Below are 17,371 nucleotides of genomic sequence, written 5' to 3' on the forward strand. Positions count from 1 at the left end.
CCTGCAACGCTACGACCCCAGCCGAGCCATCGCGTCGACCGCCGCGCGCCGGAGCGCCTCTCCCTGGTAGACGACCGCCCCCGCGTGCCCGGTGTCGAGCCACCGCAGCTCGCTCGCCCTCCAGAGCGCGTGGAGCTCCTCGACCTGCTCGGCGAACACGTACCCGTCGCGGCGCCCGCCCACGATGACAACAGCGTCGAGCCGCCGCGGCGCCGGGTGGCGGTCGAGATCTGCCGCGCCGAACAGCGCCCCCAGCCGCGTCCTCGCCGCCGCCGCCCCGCCCAGCGCCTCGAACTCGATGCTGATCGACAGCATCCCCTCGGTGAACACCGGCACGACGCTGCGCCCCGCCCCGATCACCGCCACGGCGAGCGGCCGCGCCGTCACAGCCGCCGCCAGCGCCGCGGACGCCCCGCCCATGCTGAAGCCGCCGACGCCGATGCGCTCGTACCCCTCGCGGGCGAGGTGCTCCACGAGCGCCCGGGTCTCCTCCACCGTCGCGACGTTCATCAGCAGGTGCTCCGCCACCGTGCGGATCGCCGTGGCGCGCTGCCCCGCCGGCCGCCGCAGCCCGTACAGCGCGTTCTCCAGCAGGATCACCTCGATCCCGCCACGCGCGGCGAGCGGCCGCCACAGCCGCGTCCGGCTCGCGAAGCCCTCCTCGCCGGACGCCGCCAGCGCCACGTACACCGGCCGCCGGCGCCCCCGCTCGGGCGCCGCCGGCGCGATGCGCCGCACGAACGCCGTGCTCGCGCAGGGCGGCAGCCCGGGGCACGCGGCCGGAAACCAGCCGTCGGTCACCTCGACAGCCCCCTCTCGCCGCGCCCGCCCCCAGGTGACCTCCGCCGCGCGCGGCGCCTCCGCGAACCGCGCCACGGCCGGCACCCGCTCGAGCACGCCCTCGTCCCCCCAGCCGCCCGCGAACAGCCGGCGGCGGCGCGTCAGGACGGCGGCCGCGTGATCCAGCCAGTGAACGGAGCGCGATCGCCGCACGGCCCTCACCCCGCCTCGTCGAGCACCACGCCCCGGGTGCGGAAGCGCAGCACCTCTTTCCCGTGCTGGTTCCAGCAGACGCCGCTCATCGCGAGGCGCACGCGCCCCGCCTCCGGCACGACCTCGGTGACGGTCGCCTCGCAGCGGATCGTGTCCCCGGTGAAGACAGGCCGCAGGAACTCGAACGTCATCTCCCGCGCGAGGTAATCGATCTCGCCGCCGAGCCGCGTCGGGATCGTCGCCGTGAGCAGGCCGTGCACGACGCGCCTGCCCTGCGCGTCCGGCCGGGCGTGATGGCGCCCGGCGTCGCCGGAGACACGCAGGAACTCGAGGACGTCCTCGTCCGTGAAACAACGCTCGCACACCGACACATCGCCCACCTCGAACGGGCGCCCACGCTTCATGGTGCCATCCTCCTGTCCCGACCCACGCAGCGCCGACATAAACGATGGCCGCGCGCTGCGCCAGCATCATCGACAGCGCCAGCGGGCAGTCCTGCCGCGACAGAACCATTGCGGGCGATCCTTCTTTCATCCGTGCACCTCTTGCGCGGACAAGAACATGACAGCTCGATCTCATGACTCGATGTCTCGCGCGAGCGCTGTCGCGCTTCGTCGGCTATCTTCCGCGGGCCGATGAACGCCAATGTCCTCGCGTGCGCTCTCGCTGTCACCCTCCTCGCCGCGTGCTCCAGGACGCCGTCGGACGCGGCGTCGACGGACGCAGGCGCGGCCGCGAGGCGCGGCGCGCGCCTCCGCATCGCCGTCGTGCCCAAGGGGACGACGCACGAGTTCTGGAAGAGCGTGCACGCGGGCGCTGTGAAGGCCTCTCGCGAGCTCGACGTCGACGTCGTGTGGAAGGGGCCGCTCAGGGAGGACGATCTCAAGGCCCAGATCGACGTCGTCGCGAGCTTCGTCGCGCAGGGGGTGTCCGGCATCGTTCTCGCGCCGCTCAACGACGCGGCGCTGAAGGCGCCTGTGCGCGCGGCGGCGCAGGCGAAGATCCCGGTGGTCGTGTTCGACTCCGACCTCGCCGGCGACGAGCACGTGAGCTTCGTCGCGACCGACAATCACGCGGCCGGCAAGCTCGCGGGAGAGCACCTCGGCAGGGCGATCGGCGACAAGGGCAGGGTCGTCATGCTCCGCTACCAGGAGGGCTCGGCGAGCACGCAGCGCCGTGAGCAGGGCTTCCTCGACGCGGTGCGCGCCCTGCCCGGCGTCACGATCGCGAGCGAGAACCAGTACGGCGGCGCCACCACCGAGACGGCGTTCAAGCGGAGCGAGAGCCTGCTGCTCGCGCTCGGCGCGGCGGAGGGGGCGATCGACGGGGTGTTCACCCCGAACGAGTCGACGACCTTCGGGATGCTGCAGGCGCTCCGCAAGACGAACGTCGCGAGGAAGGTGAAGCTCGTCGGCTTCGACACGTCGGAGAAGCTCCTCGGCGCGCTGCGCGAGGGCGACATCGAGGCGCTCGTCGTGCAGCACCCGTTCAAGATGGGGTACGTCGCGGTCAAGACGATGGTGGCGCACCTCCGCGGCGAACCGGTCGAGAAGCGCATCGACACGGGCTCGCGCGTCGTGACGAAGCAGGACCTCGACGACCCGGCGGTGAGGGAGATCGTGAGCCCCGATATCGCCAGGTGGCTCGGGGAGTGAGCGGCCCATGGCCGGAGCGCGCGCGCCCCTCCTCGAGGTGACCGGCCTCGCGAAGGCGTTCGGCCAGAACGCTGTGCTGCGGGGCGTCTCCCTGCGGATCGCGCCCGCGAGCGTCCACGCGCTGCTCGGCGAGAACGGCGCGGGCAAGAGCACGCTGACGCGCATCCTGCTCGGCATCGAGCGCGCGGACGCCGGGGCGCTCCTGCTCGGGGGAGCGCGGTACGCGCCCGCGTCGACCGAGGGCGCGCGCCGCGCCGGCGTCGTCCTCGTCCCGCAGGAGCGCACGCTCTGCGCGCACCTCACTGTCGCCGACAACGTGATGCTCGGGATCGAGCCGACCGCCCGCGCCCGGCTCGGGATCCGGGACCGCGGGCGCGCGCGCGCCGTCGCGCGCGGGGCGATCGCGCTCGTCGCCGCCGACCCGGCGCGCGTGCCGCTCGACGCGCGCGTCGGCGAGCTCGGCGTCGCCGATCAGCAGCTCGTCGAGCTCGCGCGGGCGCTCGCGCAAGGCGGCCTCCGCGAGGACGGGCGCCTCGACGCCCGGCTCCTCGTCCTCGACGAGCCGACGTCGAGCCTCGGCCACGACGACGCCGCGCGCCTGTTCGATCGCATCCGGGCCCTGCGGGACGCGGGCCTCGCGGTGCTGCTCGTGACGCACTTCCTCTCGGACGTGCGCGCGCACGCGGACCGCTACACGGTGCTCCGCGATGGCCGCGTCGCCGGGGAGGGCGATCCGCGCGAGACCGAGCCGGCGCAGATCGTCCGCGAGATGCTGGGCCGCGCGCTCGAGGAGGCGCGCGCGAGCGGGGCGCCCGAGGCGGCGACCCAGGACGGCGGCGAGGTGGTGCTCGACGCCAGGGACGTCGCCGGGGTGAGGCGGCCGGAGCGCGCGTCGCTGACGCTGCGCCGGGGAGAGATCCTCGGCATCGCCGGCCTCGTCGGCTCGGGGAGGACGGAGCTCCTGCGCATCCTCGCGGGGCTCGACCCGAGGCGGAGCGGCTCGGTCACGCTGCGGGCTCGCCGCGGCGTCGGGCTCCTGAGCGAGGATCGCGGCGGGGAGGGGCTGATGCTCGGCCGCTCGATCGCCGAGAACGTCTGGCTCTCCCCGCGCGCGCCGCGCGTCGCCGCGCCGGCGTCGCTCCTCGCGGAGGCGGCGCGCTGGATCGAGCGGCTCGCGATCCGCGCCCGGGGCCCGGATCAGCGCGCCGGTGAGCTCTCGGGCGGCAACCAGCAGAAGGTCCAGATCGCGCGCCTGCTCCGCGAGGACTTCGACGTGCTCCTCGTCGACGAGCCGACGCGCGGCATCGATGTTGCGAGCAAGGCGCAGGTGCTGTCGCTGCTCCGTGAGCTCGCGGGCGCCGGCAAGGCGATCGTGCTCGTGTCGAGCCAGCTCGACGAGCTCGTGACGACCTGCGATCGCGTCGCTGTCCTCCGTCGGGGGATCCTCGAGCCGCCGCGGCCCGCGTCGTCGTGGACGGAGGCGTCGCTCCTCCTGGAGGCCTCCTCGTGAAGAAGCGTCCGCCGTGGGTCGGTCCGCTCGTCGCCCTGGTGCTCGTCTACGCGCTCTTCGCGGCGCTCGCGCCCGACACCTTCCTGCGCAGCGAGAACCTGCTCACGATGGCGCGGCAGACGGTGGTGGTCGCCATCTGCTCCATCGGCATGACGCTTGTCATCGCGACAGGCGGGATCGATCTCTCCACGGGCTCGCTCGTCGCGTTCACGACGGTCGTCCTCGCGACCCTCCTGCGCGCGGGGGTGCCGGCGCTCCCGGCGGCGCTCGCCGCCACGGCGGCGGCGGGCTTCGTGGGCGTCCTCACCGGCGCGCTCGTGGGGCGCGCGCGGATGATGCCCTTCGTCGTGACGCTGGGCACGATGAGCGCGCTCCGCGGCGCCGCGAAGGGGCTCGCTTCCGAGCAGAAGATCGACGCCGATCCGCGCGGGCTCGACGCGCTTGTCTCGGCCGACCTCACCGCGCCCGGGCTGTGGATCACCGTGGCGCTCGCGATCCTGGTCTTCGCCGTCCTCACCTTCATGCGCTTCGGGCGCCACGTGTTCGCTGTGGGCAGCAACGAGGCCGCCGCGCGGCTGTGCGGCATCGACACGGGGCGCGTGAAGATCGCTGTGTACACGCTGTCGAGCCTGCTCGCCGGCGTCGCGGGTGTCATGGAGTTCGCGACGCTGACGGTCGGCGACCCGACGGATTCGATGGGCCTCGAGCTCGAGGTCATCGCGGCGGTTGTCATCGGCGGCGCGCCGCTCTCGGGCGGCGAGGGGAGCGTCGCGGGGAGCGTGATCGGCGCGCTGCTCATCACGACCATCCGGACCGGCGGCGTCCACCTCGGGCTGCCGAGCTGGGTGCAGGAGATCGCGACGGGCGCGATCATCGTTGTCGCTGTCGCCGTCGATCGGGCGCGGCGCGCGCGCGGCGTCAGCGCGGCCGCGCGATGAGGTCGACCATCCTCCGCGCGATGTCCGTGAACGTATCCTCGGCCTCCGGGTCGTCCGGCAGCCGGTCCGGCAGCGTGGGGCGCGTGCGGTGGACATTGTAGCGCTCGGGCAGGCGCGCCCCCGGGAAGGCCCGGTGCAGCTCCGCCATCCCGCCGAGCAGCGCCACGAGCGCGCCCATGGTCGCCGTGCCGTTGTCGGAGTCCCACCCGGACAGGGTGCCGATCTGCACCGTGCGCGGGAAGCTCCCCTCACCGAACAGGAGGGCCATGGTCCCGGTCGCCAGGTTGATCGCGGACTCCGTGAACCCGCGATAGACGAAGCCGTGCGCCCGGGCTTGCTCCTGGTAGCGACGCGCGATGGCGTCGCGGACGGCCTCCCAGTCGTCGCGATCCTTGCTCGCCAGATACTCGGAGAGCACGAAGTCGATGACGTCGGCGGCCTTCGACGCGTCCGGCAAATAGCCCCTGGCCTCGCGGACGATGCGCACGATCTCCTCTCGTCGTGGCTTTTCCGGATCGACGGTCGCCGCGAGCGAGAAGAGGAGGACATGGAACTGCGCGGCATGCGCGGCGTGCTCCCACGCCGTGGTCCGGATGGGGAGATCGGCGATCCGCAGCGCGAGCTCCGGCATGCCCGGCGCGAGGGCGCCGAAGATCTCCGTGGTGAGCTGCGCGTCTATTTGGAGCGACTCCGGGTTGAGCGCCGGATCGCTCGTGGCGGGGGGCAGCACGCCGCGCTCCATGAGGTCGCGCGCCCGCCGGTTGGAGACCCAGATGAAATCGTTGATGTGCGCGCGCCACCCGTCCCGGATCTGCTCGGGAGAGAGGAAGAGCGTCCCCGCCTCGGTCATGAGGTGCAGGTAGACGGCTTCGATGTCGGTGTCGTCGTCGGCCGGGCAGGGGTCGAGCAGCACGAAGTCGATCCGCGCCCCGTCGCGGCCCAGCGGTTTCCCCCAGTCGGCGTCGGTGAAGAAGGGGCGCTCGACGCGGACGCCCTCGGTCCGCAGCCCCGTCCAGTTGGCGATGCAGGCGCCGACCCACATCGCGCGGAGCCGCTCCGCGTACGCTGCGCGATCGCGCTGCGCTCGCGGCCGGGGCGACATTCCCGGCGGGTCCCGTTGCTCCGCGCGCTCGGCGAATGCGCGGCTCGGCGCGCTGCCCGCGCCCGCGGGCGGAGATATCGAGAGCAGCGCGAGAAGCAGGCCGCTCCACGGCGCAGAGCCCCCGAACCGGGATGACCCTTGGGCAAGTCGTCGATCGCCGTGCGTGCGCATGGATTGCTCGTCGAATGCGCGCCCGGAGCGTCGCGCCTGGTCTCGCGTCGCGGTGGTGCAAGCGCGATACCGGTATGTCCCCGCTACCCCGGTGACGTGGTGTCCTTAGGTTGTGATCATGAGCGACCGACGTCTCAACGGGGCCGCCACCGCCGGCGCGCACCTGGATCTCTCCACCTCCCGCGCGGTCCACGGCATCATCGACGCGCCGGTCGCCACGGCGCCGAGCGCCGCGTCGATCGATCCGGTGCTGGAGGATCTCCTCTCCTTTCACCCCGGGTGGGTGACGCGGAGCGTGACAACGCACGACCCTTCGGGTGGCAACGATGATGGATATCGCGCCGGCGTCGCGCTCGAGGGGGAGCACCGGGTCCTGTTCCATGCCCGCGGCGAGGGGAGGATCACGCGGATCTGGATGACGGCCCCGCGCGCGGAGCTCGATAAGCCGGACCAGGAGCTCTGGATAGAGATCGACGGACACACTGTCTTTCGCGGGTCACCCCACGATTTCTTCGAGGGCCGGGGCCCCTGGAGATCGCCGCTCGCGCTCGGCATCGACGCGAGCTCGGGCGCGTTCACCAGCTATGTCCCGTTCGCGTGGTCCAGCGAGGCAAAGGTCCGCTTCCGGGGCGTTCCCATCTACTACCAGGTCACCTACCGCGAGGGCCCCGGCGCCGCGTCGGGCCCGACGCCCGAGGCGCTCGCGCGGTTCATGGCCGAGGACTGGACCGCCGCCCTGCCCGCGCGATCGCACCACCAGGGCCCGGGCCCCGGCGCCCCGCTCGTCCTCGCGACAGGCCCCGCGACTGTGTCGGGCCTCGACCTCCTGATCCCTGCGGGGCGCTTGAAGGATCTGAGGGTGAGGATCGGCGGGCAAGCGCCCGTGCCCGCGTCGTTCTTCTTCGGACTGGCCAGCACGGGCGCCGAGGCCGACGGCGGGTGGACCCCCTTCCGGAGCGCGCTTCACGCCGCCTGGGCGCCTGACGCCTCGGGCGCCGGCAGGCTCGCGACCCGCCTGCCCATTCCGCTGGCCGAGGGAGAGGCGCTCTCGCTCGAGATCGCGGAAGGGGGGGAGATCAAGGGAATCGAGGCGGCCGTCCCCCTCGCGCCCGCGCGCCCCGGCGTGCGGCTCCTCGCGCGTTACAGCGATCAGGAGGCCCCTGGGCGCGAGACGACGATGCCCTTCTTCGAGAGCGACGAGCCGCTCCAGTTCGTCGCCCTCCTCGAGCACATCAGCGGCGGCCGCCTCGGCGACCGGTTGTACCTCGAGGGGGACGAGATGATCCGGACCGACGGGATGTCGTACCCCCTCCAGATCGGGACCGGCACCGAGGACTACTACAACGGAGGGTTCTATTTCATCGGCGCGCACAGCAATCCTTTCAGCGGTCAGCTCCGCTTCCTCGTCCTCGATCCCGAGGACAGCTGGAGGAACGCCCGGTTCGAGCATTCCCTGTACCGCCTGCACGTGGCCGACCCCATCGTGAGCCGCTCCGGCATGCGCTTCGGCATGGAGGCCGGCCCGACAGGCGCCTATACGCCCCTGCGGGTGCGCTCGCTGGGCCTCTCCTATGCGTTCGCGGATCATCGGGTGATCGGCGAGCAGAAGGTCCGCGCGCGAGGGCCGCGGCGCCTCGCGCGCTCGGCCGTCGACGCCGAGCGCGCGGCGCCCCGGCGGCGCTACCGGCTCCGCGAGGGCCGCGGGATCACCCGGATCGAGGTCCAGCGCCCGCCCGACGCGCGCGGGCTCTTGCTCCTCCGCGCGTATTCCGCGGAGAAGGCCCCCCAGACGGCCCGCGTGAGGCTCGACGGGCGGGAGGTCGGCGTGATCCACGAGATGCTGGCGAACCCCGTCCGGCCGCTCGCCGAGGACGCGCTCTGGATCGACATGCTCCCCGGCGAACGCGGTGGAGACAAGCGCCCTGTCCTCGAGATCGACGCGACGAGCTCCCCCGCGCCGTGGAGCGAGGTCAGCTACACGCTGCGGTTCTTCTCCGGACCTCCCGCGCCGCAGCTCACGCAGGACCCGGCCGTGAAGATCTTCGACGCCCATGACCTTCCCGGGGGGCCGTTCTACGTGAACGACCATTCGATCCTCCAGCTCCCCGACGGCCGGTGGATCCTCACAGGCATCTTCCGCCGCGAGCCGTATCGGTCGGACCTCGAGCGCGAGTTCGTCCTCGCCACCGCGCCCGGCCCCGGGCCGGAGCGCTGGATCGAGGCCGCCTCGCCGAGCTTCTCGATGGCCTCCGAGCGCTTCGCCGCCCGCGCCCTCGCCGACGAGCGCTGGATCTGGGCCCCGCACGTGGCCCGGGACCGCGACGGCAGCCTTGTCATGGTCTTTCACGTGGGCACGCACGACCCCGACCGATCCGGCTTCCGGATGGCGCGCTCGCGCGACGGCATCCACTGGGCCCGCGAGGGAGGGACGCTCTTCGAGGACATCTGCGTGGCGCGCGATCCGATGCTCGTCCGGCTCGGCGATCTGTGGGTGATCTATTACACGCGCTGCGCGTCGCGGGCGTCGCCCCGGAGCGGGGTCGCCTACCGCACGTCGCCGGATCTCGCGCGCTGGAGCCCTCCGGCCATGGCGCTCACGCTCGGGCCGGAGACCGCGATGCCCAACAGCGGTCACACCGAGTCTCCGTTCGTGTTCGAGCGCAAGGGGTGGTTTTACCTGACGTTCACGAGCTACCCTGTCGATTACGACGCCACGTTCGTCCACCGCTCGCGCTCGCCGTTCGCGTTCCCGCCGCGCCCCATCGCCCGGCTCCGCGCGCATGCGGCCGAGTGGGTCGCCGAAGGGGGCGACTTCGACAAGGGGCGCCTGTTCTTCACGCACGCAGGCGCCGGGAAGGGCGGCGTCTTCCTCCAGGAGCTCTTCGGCCTCTGAGCCGCGCGCATCGGCCCACCGGCCCGCCGCAGGCGCCCCACGTACACCGTATGGTACGCCGTACTCCTACCGGACGAGGGCCGGCGCGCTCAGCGCGTTCGCGTCGGTCATCCCCGCCTGGACGCGCGCGTAGAGGCCGCACGCCTCGCCGGCGATGAGGTAGACGCCGTGGTTGACCGCCTCCCGCCGCTCGTTCTCCAGCGCGGCGAAGTACCGCTGGGCGATCCACCGGCCCTCGCGGGCCTTGGCCAGGGAGGCGCGCCAGACGTGATCGGGCGTGTGGCGCCCCAGGATCACCTCTTCTCCCTCGGCGCCGTAATCGCTCTTCAGCACCCACTCCTCGCGCTGGGCGAGGAGCAGCTCGGGGTGCACCGTCTCGAGCCGCGACGTCACCGGGACATAGCGCTCTATCACCGCCTGCGCGTGCGGCGAGAAGCGGTGGAGGTGCTCCCACATGAACGCCATCGAGCGCTTGTTCTGCGGCAGCACGGCGCCGAGCGGGTTCAGGACCGCGACGCGCCCGTCGGCCGCGGCGGTGAGCACGGCGCCGAGCGGGCCGACGAGCGGCTCCGGGTCGGGGATCTGCTCGTCGGTCCACACGCTCGATCGCTCTCCCCACCAGTCCGTCTTGTAGTGGCGGAGCAGCACCGAGAACGGGAGATCGAACAGCGACAGGCCGCGCTCGTCGTGACCGAGGTTGTACGGCGAGCCGAGGATCACCGTGTAGCCGCGCTCCTCGAGCCAGCGCCGGTACAGGCGGATCACCGAGAGATCCTCGGTGAACTCCGTCGGGTACACGAAGCCGAGGCGCCGCGTCGCGGCCTCGCCGAGCAGCGCGCGGGCGACCTCCTCCACCATCGCGCAGAACCTGTCGCCGAGCTCGCGGTTCGGGTCGCGCGCGCCGGGGTGATCCGGCGCCGCGAGCGCGCTCAGCACGACCGCCTCGGCCTCGCCCGTCGGCGTGTCGCAGTTGAGCTCGGCGATCGCGGGGCCCTCGTCCGTCAGGAACACGTCGGCGCGCGCGATGCCGTGCCACAGCGGCTGCGACGAGAGCCACATCGCCTTCTGGCAGGGGGTGAGACAGAAGAAGTCGTCGAGCAGCGCGGGCTCGTCCGCGACAATCAGGCAGAGCTCGTTGTAGACGGCCGCGACCTCCTCGGCCGCCCTGTACAGGGCGCGCTGCTCCGCCGCCGTGACGAACACCGGCTCCTCGCGGAAGCGCGGCGCGCCGTCCACCCACGGATCGGTGATGAGGCCCGTGTCGACGACCTTCGCGGCGAACGCGTCGTAGGCGCGGACAGCGTCGCTCATAGCAGGCGCGCGATCGCGAGCGAGGTCGCGAGGTAGGTCGCCGCCTCGAGGGCGCCCATGCCCTCGTTGCGCTCGGCCGCGATGCCGGCGTCCAGCCGTCCGCCGCGCAGCGAGAGCGGCGCGCCGAGCAGCAGGCTCTGCACGAGGAGCTGCCGGACGGGGTAGAGGGCGAGCAGGTAGAGCAGCACGCCGCCATAGCCCTTCAGCGACACGAACAGCCCCTCGAAGTCGCCCTCGAGCGCCCGCGCGATGAGGATCGCCACGGCGATCGTGGCGCCCGCGTAGCTCAGGGCGGCGGCGAGGTTCTCTCCCTGGATCTGCTCGGCGTCATCGTAGGTGGTGAGCGCCCGGAAGAGCGAGATGAACACGTGGAGCGTGACCTGCGCGAGCAGGAAGAAGCCGAGGGAGATCGCGAGATCGCCGAGGTCCTTGCCCGCGATCGCGCGCGAGGTGATGAGCCCGGTCGCCACGTAGTGCGCGCCGGCCGCGAGGCCCGCCGCCGCGTTGCCCCGCTCGATCTCGGCCGGGAGCCGCGCCCTGAGCAGGAGCCGGATCCCGAGCTGGCCCGTCGCGATGACGAGGAGCAGCCCCACCACCGCGAACGCGCTCACCCAGAGCAGATCGCGCGCGAGGCCGGAGCCGTCGAGGCAGTTCTTGACGGCGTTCGCGGCGACGAGGAACACCGCGAGCACCTGGCCCACCGTGAGCAGCCGGCGCGCTGCGTTGCCCTCGGCGAGGTCGCGCGCGACAGTGTGCGCTGGCGAGAAGATGCGCTGCCCGATGCGCAGGAGGGCGAGCAGAGCGAGCGTGGTGCCCAGCCCGAACCCCATGACGTAGGACAGGTCCATGACCCCGCACGCTACAGAACGAACCATGACCCGTCTACGTGGGCACGCGTACAGTCTCGGCGCCGTCGCCTTGCGATGTCCTCGTGACTCCGATATCCCGTTTTCCCGAGCCCCTGGAGTCGCTGCCGCGAGGTCGAGCACGCGAGCTCAGCGCTGCAGGGCCGCACGGACGAGCATGGAACCCACCGAATCCTCCGGACCCTCCCACGAAGCGCAGATGATCGAGGAGCTCCGGCGCGAGAACGAGGAGCTGCGTCGGCGCGTCGCCGAGCTCGAGGGCCCCGCGCGCCGCTTTCAGGCCCTCTACGACGGGGGCGTTGTCAGCGTCCAGATCTATCACGACGGCTACAGCGCGAAGGGAAACGCCTGCTGGGACAGGCTCTGGGGGCTCCGGCCGGAGGAAATCCATGGCAAGTATTCCCTCCTGGAGGACGCACAGGTCGCCGCGGGCGGGTTCCTGCCCCTCGTCGAGCGGGCCTTCCACCACGGGGAGGCCACGAGGCTGCCGACGATCCGGTACGATCCCGTCGAGCTGACCGGTTACGGCTCAGCCCGGTGGGTCGCCTCGGTGCTGATCCCGGTCAAGGGCTCTGAAAGGCCACGCGAGGTGATCCAGCTCCACGTCGACGTCGGCGAGCTCAAGCACTCGGAGGAGGAGCTGCGAGCCCAGAAACAGCGGCTCGAGGCGGCGGTCGCCGAGCGGACGGCCGCGCTGGCGGAGCAGCTCCGGATCAGCGAGGAGCAGCAGCGCGCCATCACCGCGCTGTCCACGCCCGTGCTCCGCGTCTGGAGCGGTATCCTCGCTGTGCCGCTGATCGGCCACATCGATCCTGACAGGGCCGCGCGCGTCCTCGACGTGCTCCTGCAGAGCATCATGTCCACCAGCGCGGAGCACGTCATCATCGACGTCACCGGGGTGCCGCAGATCGACGCGCCCGCGGCGCGGCACCTGCGCGACACGGTGCGCGCCGCCGCGCTCCTCGGCGCACAGTGCATGATCGTCGGGATCTCGGGCCACACGGCGCGGATGCTTGTCGAGTGCGGCCTCGATTTCGAGGGGGTCCCGACCTTCGCCACCCTGCAGGAGGGGCTGCGGCGCCTGCTGTCCAGCCGCCCCGGGGCCGGGTAGCCGGGTTTGCGGGGCGGGCCGCCCTTTGTGATATGGGTGGGCCTCCCGGGCGGCGACAGCCCGGCTCCCGCGGCGCACCCATGGTCGAACCTCCTCGCGACTCAGCCATCCAGGGCATTCAGGGCATCTTCGGGCGGCCCTACATCGACCTCGAGCCGTACCTCGACCTCTCCGCGCTCGACGAGATCCACGAGGAGATCTGCCTCGGGCTCACGCAGGTGCCGATCGACTACACAGGCGGGAGCCACCGCGCGATGGGCATCATGCCGCCGTCGCGCGTCGCCGAGGCGCTCGCCGACTACGGTGAGGTGATCCGCGGCCTGAGCGACGAGGATTTCCTCACGTTCCAGCACCTCTCGGACGACCCTTCCGCGATCGACGCCTCCGCGCGCGATGCGCTCGAGTTCGGCGAGGAGCGCGAGATCCCGCTCTCGCGGCGGCAGATGCTCTGGCTCAAGTTCCGCCACGGGGTCTACTTCCCCTGGAAGGTCTATGTCGAGCTGATCCCGAACCGCACTTGGAGCGACAAGAGCCGGAGCGAGGGAAAGGACTTCACCCGGCTCGCGAGGTCGTTCTTCCCGAGGACGATCGCCCACGTGAAGCGACTGCCGTTCTCGTCGATCGGGCGCTGCAACATCATGGGGCTCGAGGCGAACGACCACGGCACGGTGCACAGGGACGGGGAGGGGATGCATGGAGAGGGGGGCGAGGGCGGGCAGCGCGAGCCCGACCACTTCATCACGCTGTGTCCGGCGGGCAACAAGCGCCTGTTCTTGTGGGACGAGCAGGCGCGGCGGAAGACGCCTGTCGCCGGCCGGGCGTACTGGTTCAACGACCACGATTACCACGGCGTCGAGGCGGATCCTTTCTTCAGGTACTCGCTGCGCGTCGACGGCACCTTCGCGCCCGGGTTCATCGAGGCGCTCCGGCGCGACAACGGCGCGAGGCCCGCGCTGCCGCCGTCGCCGCCGTCGGCTGCGCGCGCGCCTCGCGACGCCGAGGAGACCGCCGCGTGAGCAAGCTGGATGAGCCGTTCGAGCGCGCCGAGGTGCTCGACAAGCCCGGGATCGTGGGCGCGCGCTGGTGGCACCAGGGCCTCGCGGACGCGCCGAAGGACGCCTCGCGGCGGAGCGCGATCATGATCGCGCTCGGCGCTGTCGGGCTCGCCGGGGTCGCGGCCGCCATCGCCGTGGCGGCGGACGGGTGCTCGGACGACGACACCGAGGTCCAGAGGAAGCGCGCGCTCGACATGCAGCGGAGCTTCGGCTGGAGCTTCGGCGCGGCGCAGGAGAGCGTGACCTTCGACGGCGAGTCGAAGAAGCCGTTCGATCAGGGGGCGCTCGCGAGGATGTCCACGGACCTGAGGCCCGTGGACGAGTCGCTGCGCGCCTATTACGTGCCCTCGCTGTTCGAGTCGCCGTACGCGACGCCGACGAGCGTCCCGCAGGGCGATCCGGCGCCCGTGACGCCGCTCGGCACGGTGCTCCGGCCGATCTTCACGCCGGCGATGGACAGGGCGTACCGGAGCGGCAAGGCGCTCGCGTCCCTGCTCCTCGCGGCCCGGACGACAAGCGGCCTTCGTCGAGACATCCTGGTCATCGTGGACCTGGACGGCCCCGCGTCGGTGGCCTTCGCCGCCGGCGCCGCGGAGGCGTTCGAGCCGGTGTTCACGTTCGACAACTGGCCGCACCCGCGCGGCGTCGTCAAGGCGCACCTGACGCTCGCGGCGGCGGCGTACTATCAGCCGCTCTTCGCCCGCGCGCACCCGGGCCCGCGCGCGACGATGTTCGTGCTCGATCGGCAGCGGCTCTCGGCCTATTCGGACGACGCGACGCAGTTCGACAACCGGTATGTCGCGAGGCTGCCGGCCGCCGATGCGCTCTGGGATCGGGGGATCCGACACGTGCTGTACGTCGTGCCCACCCCGGCGGACACGACCGAGTCCGACGACCTCAACGACGACCTCGTGGCCTATCAGGCGCGCCGGCTCGATGTGGCCATGCTGCCCGCGAACGTCTTCGCCGCGGACCCCGCGGAGGCGCCGCCGGCGAACGCCACCGAGGAGTGGCCTGCGTACCATTATGGCGGCCGCGCTGCGTCGCACGGCTGGTTCTGGGTGGACTATCCGTGGGGCCCGCCCCCGCGGCCGGCGCCGGTCGAGCCGGGCGCGCCGAGGCCGGGCAAGCTCTACACGCCGAAGGCGCGCGCGACGCCGTTCGCGAGCAGCAGCGCGCTCGGCGGGTCGCCGCCCGTCCCGGAGACCTTCGGGACGGTGCCTGTCGTCGTGGCGCTCGGCACCGGCGCGATCCTCGGCGCGGCGCTCAGCCGCAGCGGCTCGTGGAACCGGGCTTCAGGCGGGTACGGAGGCTGATCGTGGAGCACTCGATCTTCGCGATGGAGGTCTGCGCGCGCATCGACCCCGGCAGCCCCCTCCAGCGCACGCTGCGCGAGTCGATCCTGGGCCATTGCGAGACGATGAGCCTGAACCAGAAGTGGCACCAGTACCGCCGCGCGCAGGTGGCGCTGCTCCACAACCTGAACGTCCTCGAGAAGGGGTGCTGGGATTACTTCGACGACGACTCCCGCGCGCTCAACGATTACGGCATGTGGTCCCGCGGCATGATCACCGAGGAGGGCGCGCGCAAAGGCCCTTCGGGGACGCCCGACGTGTACCGCGGCCAGCCGCGTTACCTGACCTTCACGATGGCGTTCCTGCTGGTCCAGGGCTCGCCGACCGACCGGATGATCCGCGCGGTCTGCGACGTCCCGAAGAACCGCCTCTGGCGCCGCGACGTGTTCGGCCACATCCTCCAGAACCTCGGACACGTGAGCTTCGCGAGCGTCAAGTCGGACGTCATTTACCTGATCCCGCGGGACGAGGGCTGGGCGCTCACCGCCGAGGACCTCAAGGATCCGAAGTTCCACTACCTGCGGCAGATCGTGTAGCCCCGCGGCGATCCGCTCAGAACCACGTCTCCCAGCGCCCGCGGTCGATCTCGGCGGCGTGCACCGTGGCGGAGACGCGATCGCGGTCGCCTGGAAAGGGCTGTATCTGGTGCAGCCGGTAGCTGTCGATCACGAGCGCGCCGCCGGGGCTGTAGCGCGCGACGAGGCTCCGGGCGGAGCGCGCCTCGTCGACCGCGTCGTCCCGCCCGTCGTAGAGGACGTCCCACAGCTTGAGCCCGCCGTCCGCCTCGGGGAGATCGAGCATCACGACCACGGTGATGGCGCGGAGCCGCCGGGCAAGGTGGTAGTCGGAGAGCCCCTCCGTGTCGAAGTGGACGACGCCGCCCTCGCGCGCGACCTTCTCCCCCGCGGGGAAGATGTGCACGCCCGGCCCGCAGAAGCCGCGCCGGGGCTGCGCGAGCCCGCCGGTGAGCGCCGCGACGAGCTCGCGCATCCGGCGCTGGAGGCCGGGGAGGTGGCGCTCGACGCGCGCGTCCGAGGCGGCCGCGTCGGCGAAGTAGAGCCGCGAGCGCCCGGTCTCCAGGTGCGTGTAGAAGGCGCGCCCCAGCGAGAACTGCTCGCCTCCGAAGTCGGCAGTCCACTCGGCGCGGGCGGCGCGGACCCCGGCGACGAGCGCGGCGCGCTCCTCCTCGGAGAACACGCGCTGTATCTCGAGGGCGAAGTGGCGGTCGAGCGCGTCGACGGGCGGCGTGCCCGCGCGCGGGGAGGGGGAGGAGGACCCGCGGAGATCGAGATCATCGAGCCGCCGTACGGAGGCGCGGCGCGCGGTGGGCATGGCCAAACCACCGTTAGCACCCTCCGAGGGGGCCAGCCAACCAGCGGCGCGCGGCCGCGGACGCGGATGCGAGCGCGCGCCGGCCGCGACGCCCGGAGAGCCGGCCGATTCATTCCAGCGCGCGCCGCCGGTTCCGGGCCGGAGAACCGGCCGGTTTTTCCGGCGCGCGCCGCCGGTTCCGGGTTACAGTGCCGCCGCGGAAGCACCTTTTTGCGAGCGAGGACAGCGATGGTGTCGGGCAGGCGAGGGGAGAAGCGGCAGGAGCAGCAGGCGTTTGCGCTCAAGGGCACGATGCCCGCCATCACGATGCTCTGTCTGAAGACGGCGGACGTCTCGGCCGTCGAGCGTCAGCTCGCCGACCACATCTCGCAGATGCCGCACTTCTTCCTGCACCTGCCGATCCTGCTCGATCTCGAGGCGCTCGGCGACGAGCACGTCGACCTCGGCGCCCTCGCCCAGCTCCTGCGGAAGCACAACCTCGTGCCCATCGCGGTGCGCAACCCGACCGACGCCCAGCGCGAGCGCGCCGTCGCCGCCGGCCTCGGCGTTCTGCGGACGCCCCTCTCGCGCTCGACGCGCCAGCCATCGGCCGAGGGGAACACGCCCACGCCGGCGCCCGTGGCCGTGGCGCCCGCGGCCGCGGAGCGCGGATCGACCGGGGCCGCCGCGGATCGCGGCCCGGCCGCGCCCGCCCGGCGCCCGCGCGAGGCCGCGCCGCCGCCCGACGCGGCCGAGCCGCCGCCCGCCGGGCTCACCGTCCGGCACCCGGTGCGCAGCGGGCAGGTCATCTATGTGCCCCACGGCGACCTCGTGGTCCTCTCGCCGGTCAGCTCCGGCGCGGAGCTCATCGCCAACGACAACATCCACGTCTACGCCCCCCTCCGCGGCCGCGCCATGGCCGGCGCCCACAACAACGCGGACGCGAGCATCTTCTGCATGAGCCTCGAGGCGGAGTTCGTCTCGATCGCCGGCCGCTACCTCATGGCCGACGAGATCCCCGACGAGCACCGCGGCAAGCCCGCCCGCATCTCGGTGCAGAGCGACGGTCTCGTGATCACGCGGCTGTGATCTCCGGGTGA

At 72.4% G+C, this 17,371-nt stretch carries 15 protein-coding genes; 9 read left to right on the plus strand and 6 right to left on the minus strand.

Annotated elements, in window-relative coordinates; all coding sequences use genetic code 11:
* Window positions 1–9: 9 nt before the first annotated feature.
* Together WMF42_RS16510 and WMF42_RS16515 are read right to left on the minus strand one after the other, a co-directional pair.
* A complete protein-coding gene (locus tag WMF42_RS16510) occupies window positions 10–993 on the minus strand; it encodes an alpha/beta hydrolase family protein (protein WP_063815894.1) in 984 nt (327 codons plus the stop codon).
* 5 nt (window positions 994–998) lie between these two features.
* A complete protein-coding gene (locus tag WMF42_RS16515; RefSeq protein ID WP_061610591.1) occupies window positions 999–1,397 on the minus strand; it encodes a hotdog domain-containing protein in 399 nt (132 codons plus the stop codon).
* A 231-nt stretch (window positions 1,398–1,628) separates the two neighbouring features.
* Here WMF42_RS16515 and WMF42_RS16520 point away from each other — a divergent pair, with 231 nt between their 5' ends.
* Genes WMF42_RS16520 through WMF42_RS16530 form a run of 3 tightly spaced genes read left to right on the plus strand, consistent with a single transcriptional unit; the run spans window position 1,629 to window position 5,096 of the window.
* Window positions 1,629–2,648 (plus strand): ABC transporter substrate-binding protein, encoded by a 1,020-nt coding sequence (locus WMF42_RS16520; protein ID WP_437693003.1) that lies wholly within the window; start codon window positions 1,629–1,631, stop codon window positions 2,646–2,648.
* Window positions 2,649–2,655: 7 nt separating this feature from the next.
* Complete coding sequence (locus WMF42_RS16525; protein ID WP_437693005.1) at window positions 2,656–4,158, plus strand: sugar ABC transporter ATP-binding protein; 1,503 nt, start codon at window positions 2,656–2,658, stop codon at window positions 4,156–4,158.
* Complete coding sequence (locus tag WMF42_RS16530; RefSeq protein ID WP_437693007.1) at window positions 4,155–5,096, plus strand: ABC transporter permease; 942 nt, start codon at window positions 4,155–4,157, stop codon at window positions 5,094–5,096. The genes WMF42_RS16525 and WMF42_RS16530 overlap by 4 nt, the downstream gene beginning before the upstream one ends.
* On the opposite strand, the gene WMF42_RS16535 is transcribed toward WMF42_RS16530, so the two are convergent.
* Window positions 5,077–6,369 carry an ADP-ribosylglycohydrolase family protein gene (locus WMF42_RS16535; RefSeq protein ID WP_437693009.1) on the minus strand — a complete coding sequence of 431 codons (1,293 nt, stop codon included), beginning with the start codon at window positions 6,367–6,369 and terminating at the stop codon, window positions 5,077–5,079. The two genes, WMF42_RS16530 and WMF42_RS16535, sit on opposite strands and share 20 nt — an antisense overlap.
* A gap of 118 nt (window positions 6,370–6,487) precedes the next feature.
* Between WMF42_RS16535 and WMF42_RS16540 the strand changes: the two genes are divergently transcribed.
* A complete protein-coding gene (locus tag WMF42_RS16540; RefSeq protein WP_437693010.1) occupies window positions 6,488–9,262 on the plus strand; it encodes a DUF2961 domain-containing protein in 2,775 nt (924 codons plus the stop codon).
* Between the two features lie 66 nt (window positions 9,263–9,328).
* Here WMF42_RS16540 and WMF42_RS16545 read toward each other — a convergent pair whose 3' ends face one another.
* Complete coding sequence (locus WMF42_RS16545) at window positions 9,329–10,573, minus strand: glutathionylspermidine synthase family protein (RefSeq protein ID WP_437693012.1); 1,245 nt, start codon at window positions 10,571–10,573, stop codon at window positions 9,329–9,331.
* On the minus strand, window positions 10,570–11,448 hold the full coding sequence (locus tag WMF42_RS16550) for a DUF350 domain-containing protein (protein WP_437693014.1): 879 nt from the start codon (window positions 11,446–11,448) through the stop codon (window positions 10,570–10,572). The genes WMF42_RS16545 and WMF42_RS16550 overlap by 4 nt, the downstream gene beginning before the upstream one ends.
* A 190-nt stretch (window positions 11,449–11,638) precedes the next feature.
* Here WMF42_RS16550 and WMF42_RS16555 point away from each other — a divergent pair, with 190 nt between their 5' ends.
* The 4 genes from WMF42_RS16555 to WMF42_RS16570 all read left to right on the plus strand — a co-directional run bounded on the left by WMF42_RS16555 (window position 11,639) and on the right by WMF42_RS16570 (window position 15,496).
* Window positions 11,639–12,550 (plus strand): STAS domain-containing protein, encoded by a 912-nt coding sequence (locus WMF42_RS16555; protein ID WP_437693016.1) that lies wholly within the window; start codon window positions 11,639–11,641, stop codon window positions 12,548–12,550.
* Between the two features lie 80 nt (window positions 12,551–12,630).
* Window positions 12,631–13,566 (plus strand): hypothetical protein, encoded by a 936-nt coding sequence (locus WMF42_RS16560; RefSeq protein ID WP_437693018.1) that lies wholly within the window; start codon window positions 12,631–12,633, stop codon window positions 13,564–13,566.
* The gene (locus WMF42_RS16565; protein ID WP_437693020.1) at window positions 13,563–14,921 is read left to right on the plus strand and encodes a hypothetical protein; all 1,359 of its coding nucleotides are present in this window, start codon (window positions 13,563–13,565) and stop codon (window positions 14,919–14,921) included. The genes WMF42_RS16560 and WMF42_RS16565 overlap by 4 nt, the downstream gene beginning before the upstream one ends.
* 2 nt (window positions 14,922–14,923) lie before the next feature.
* Window positions 14,924–15,496, plus strand: coding sequence for a hypothetical protein (locus WMF42_RS16570; protein ID WP_437693022.1), 573 nt, complete (start codon window positions 14,924–14,926; stop codon window positions 15,494–15,496).
* A gap of 16 nt (window positions 15,497–15,512) precedes the next feature.
* Here the strand turns inward: WMF42_RS16570 and WMF42_RS16575 are convergent, their stop codons facing one another.
* Window positions 15,513–16,292 carry a hypothetical protein gene (locus WMF42_RS16575; protein ID WP_437693024.1) on the minus strand — a complete coding sequence of 260 codons (780 nt, stop codon included), beginning with the start codon at window positions 16,290–16,292 and terminating at the stop codon, window positions 15,513–15,515.
* 228 nt (window positions 16,293–16,520) lie between these two features.
* Here WMF42_RS16575 and minC point away from each other — a divergent pair, with 228 nt between their 5' ends.
* Window positions 16,521–17,360, plus strand: a complete 840-nt coding sequence (minC, locus tag WMF42_RS16580; RefSeq protein WP_437693025.1) for a septum site-determining protein MinC — start codon at window positions 16,521–16,523, stop codon at window positions 17,358–17,360.
* Window positions 17,361–17,371: the final 11 nt, after the last annotated feature.

Origin of the sequence: Sorangium sp. So ce176, from assembly GCF_051519835.1 — a bacterium.
Lineage (GTDB): Bacteria > Myxococcota_A > Polyangia > Polyangiales > Polyangiaceae > Sorangium > Sorangium cellulosum_G.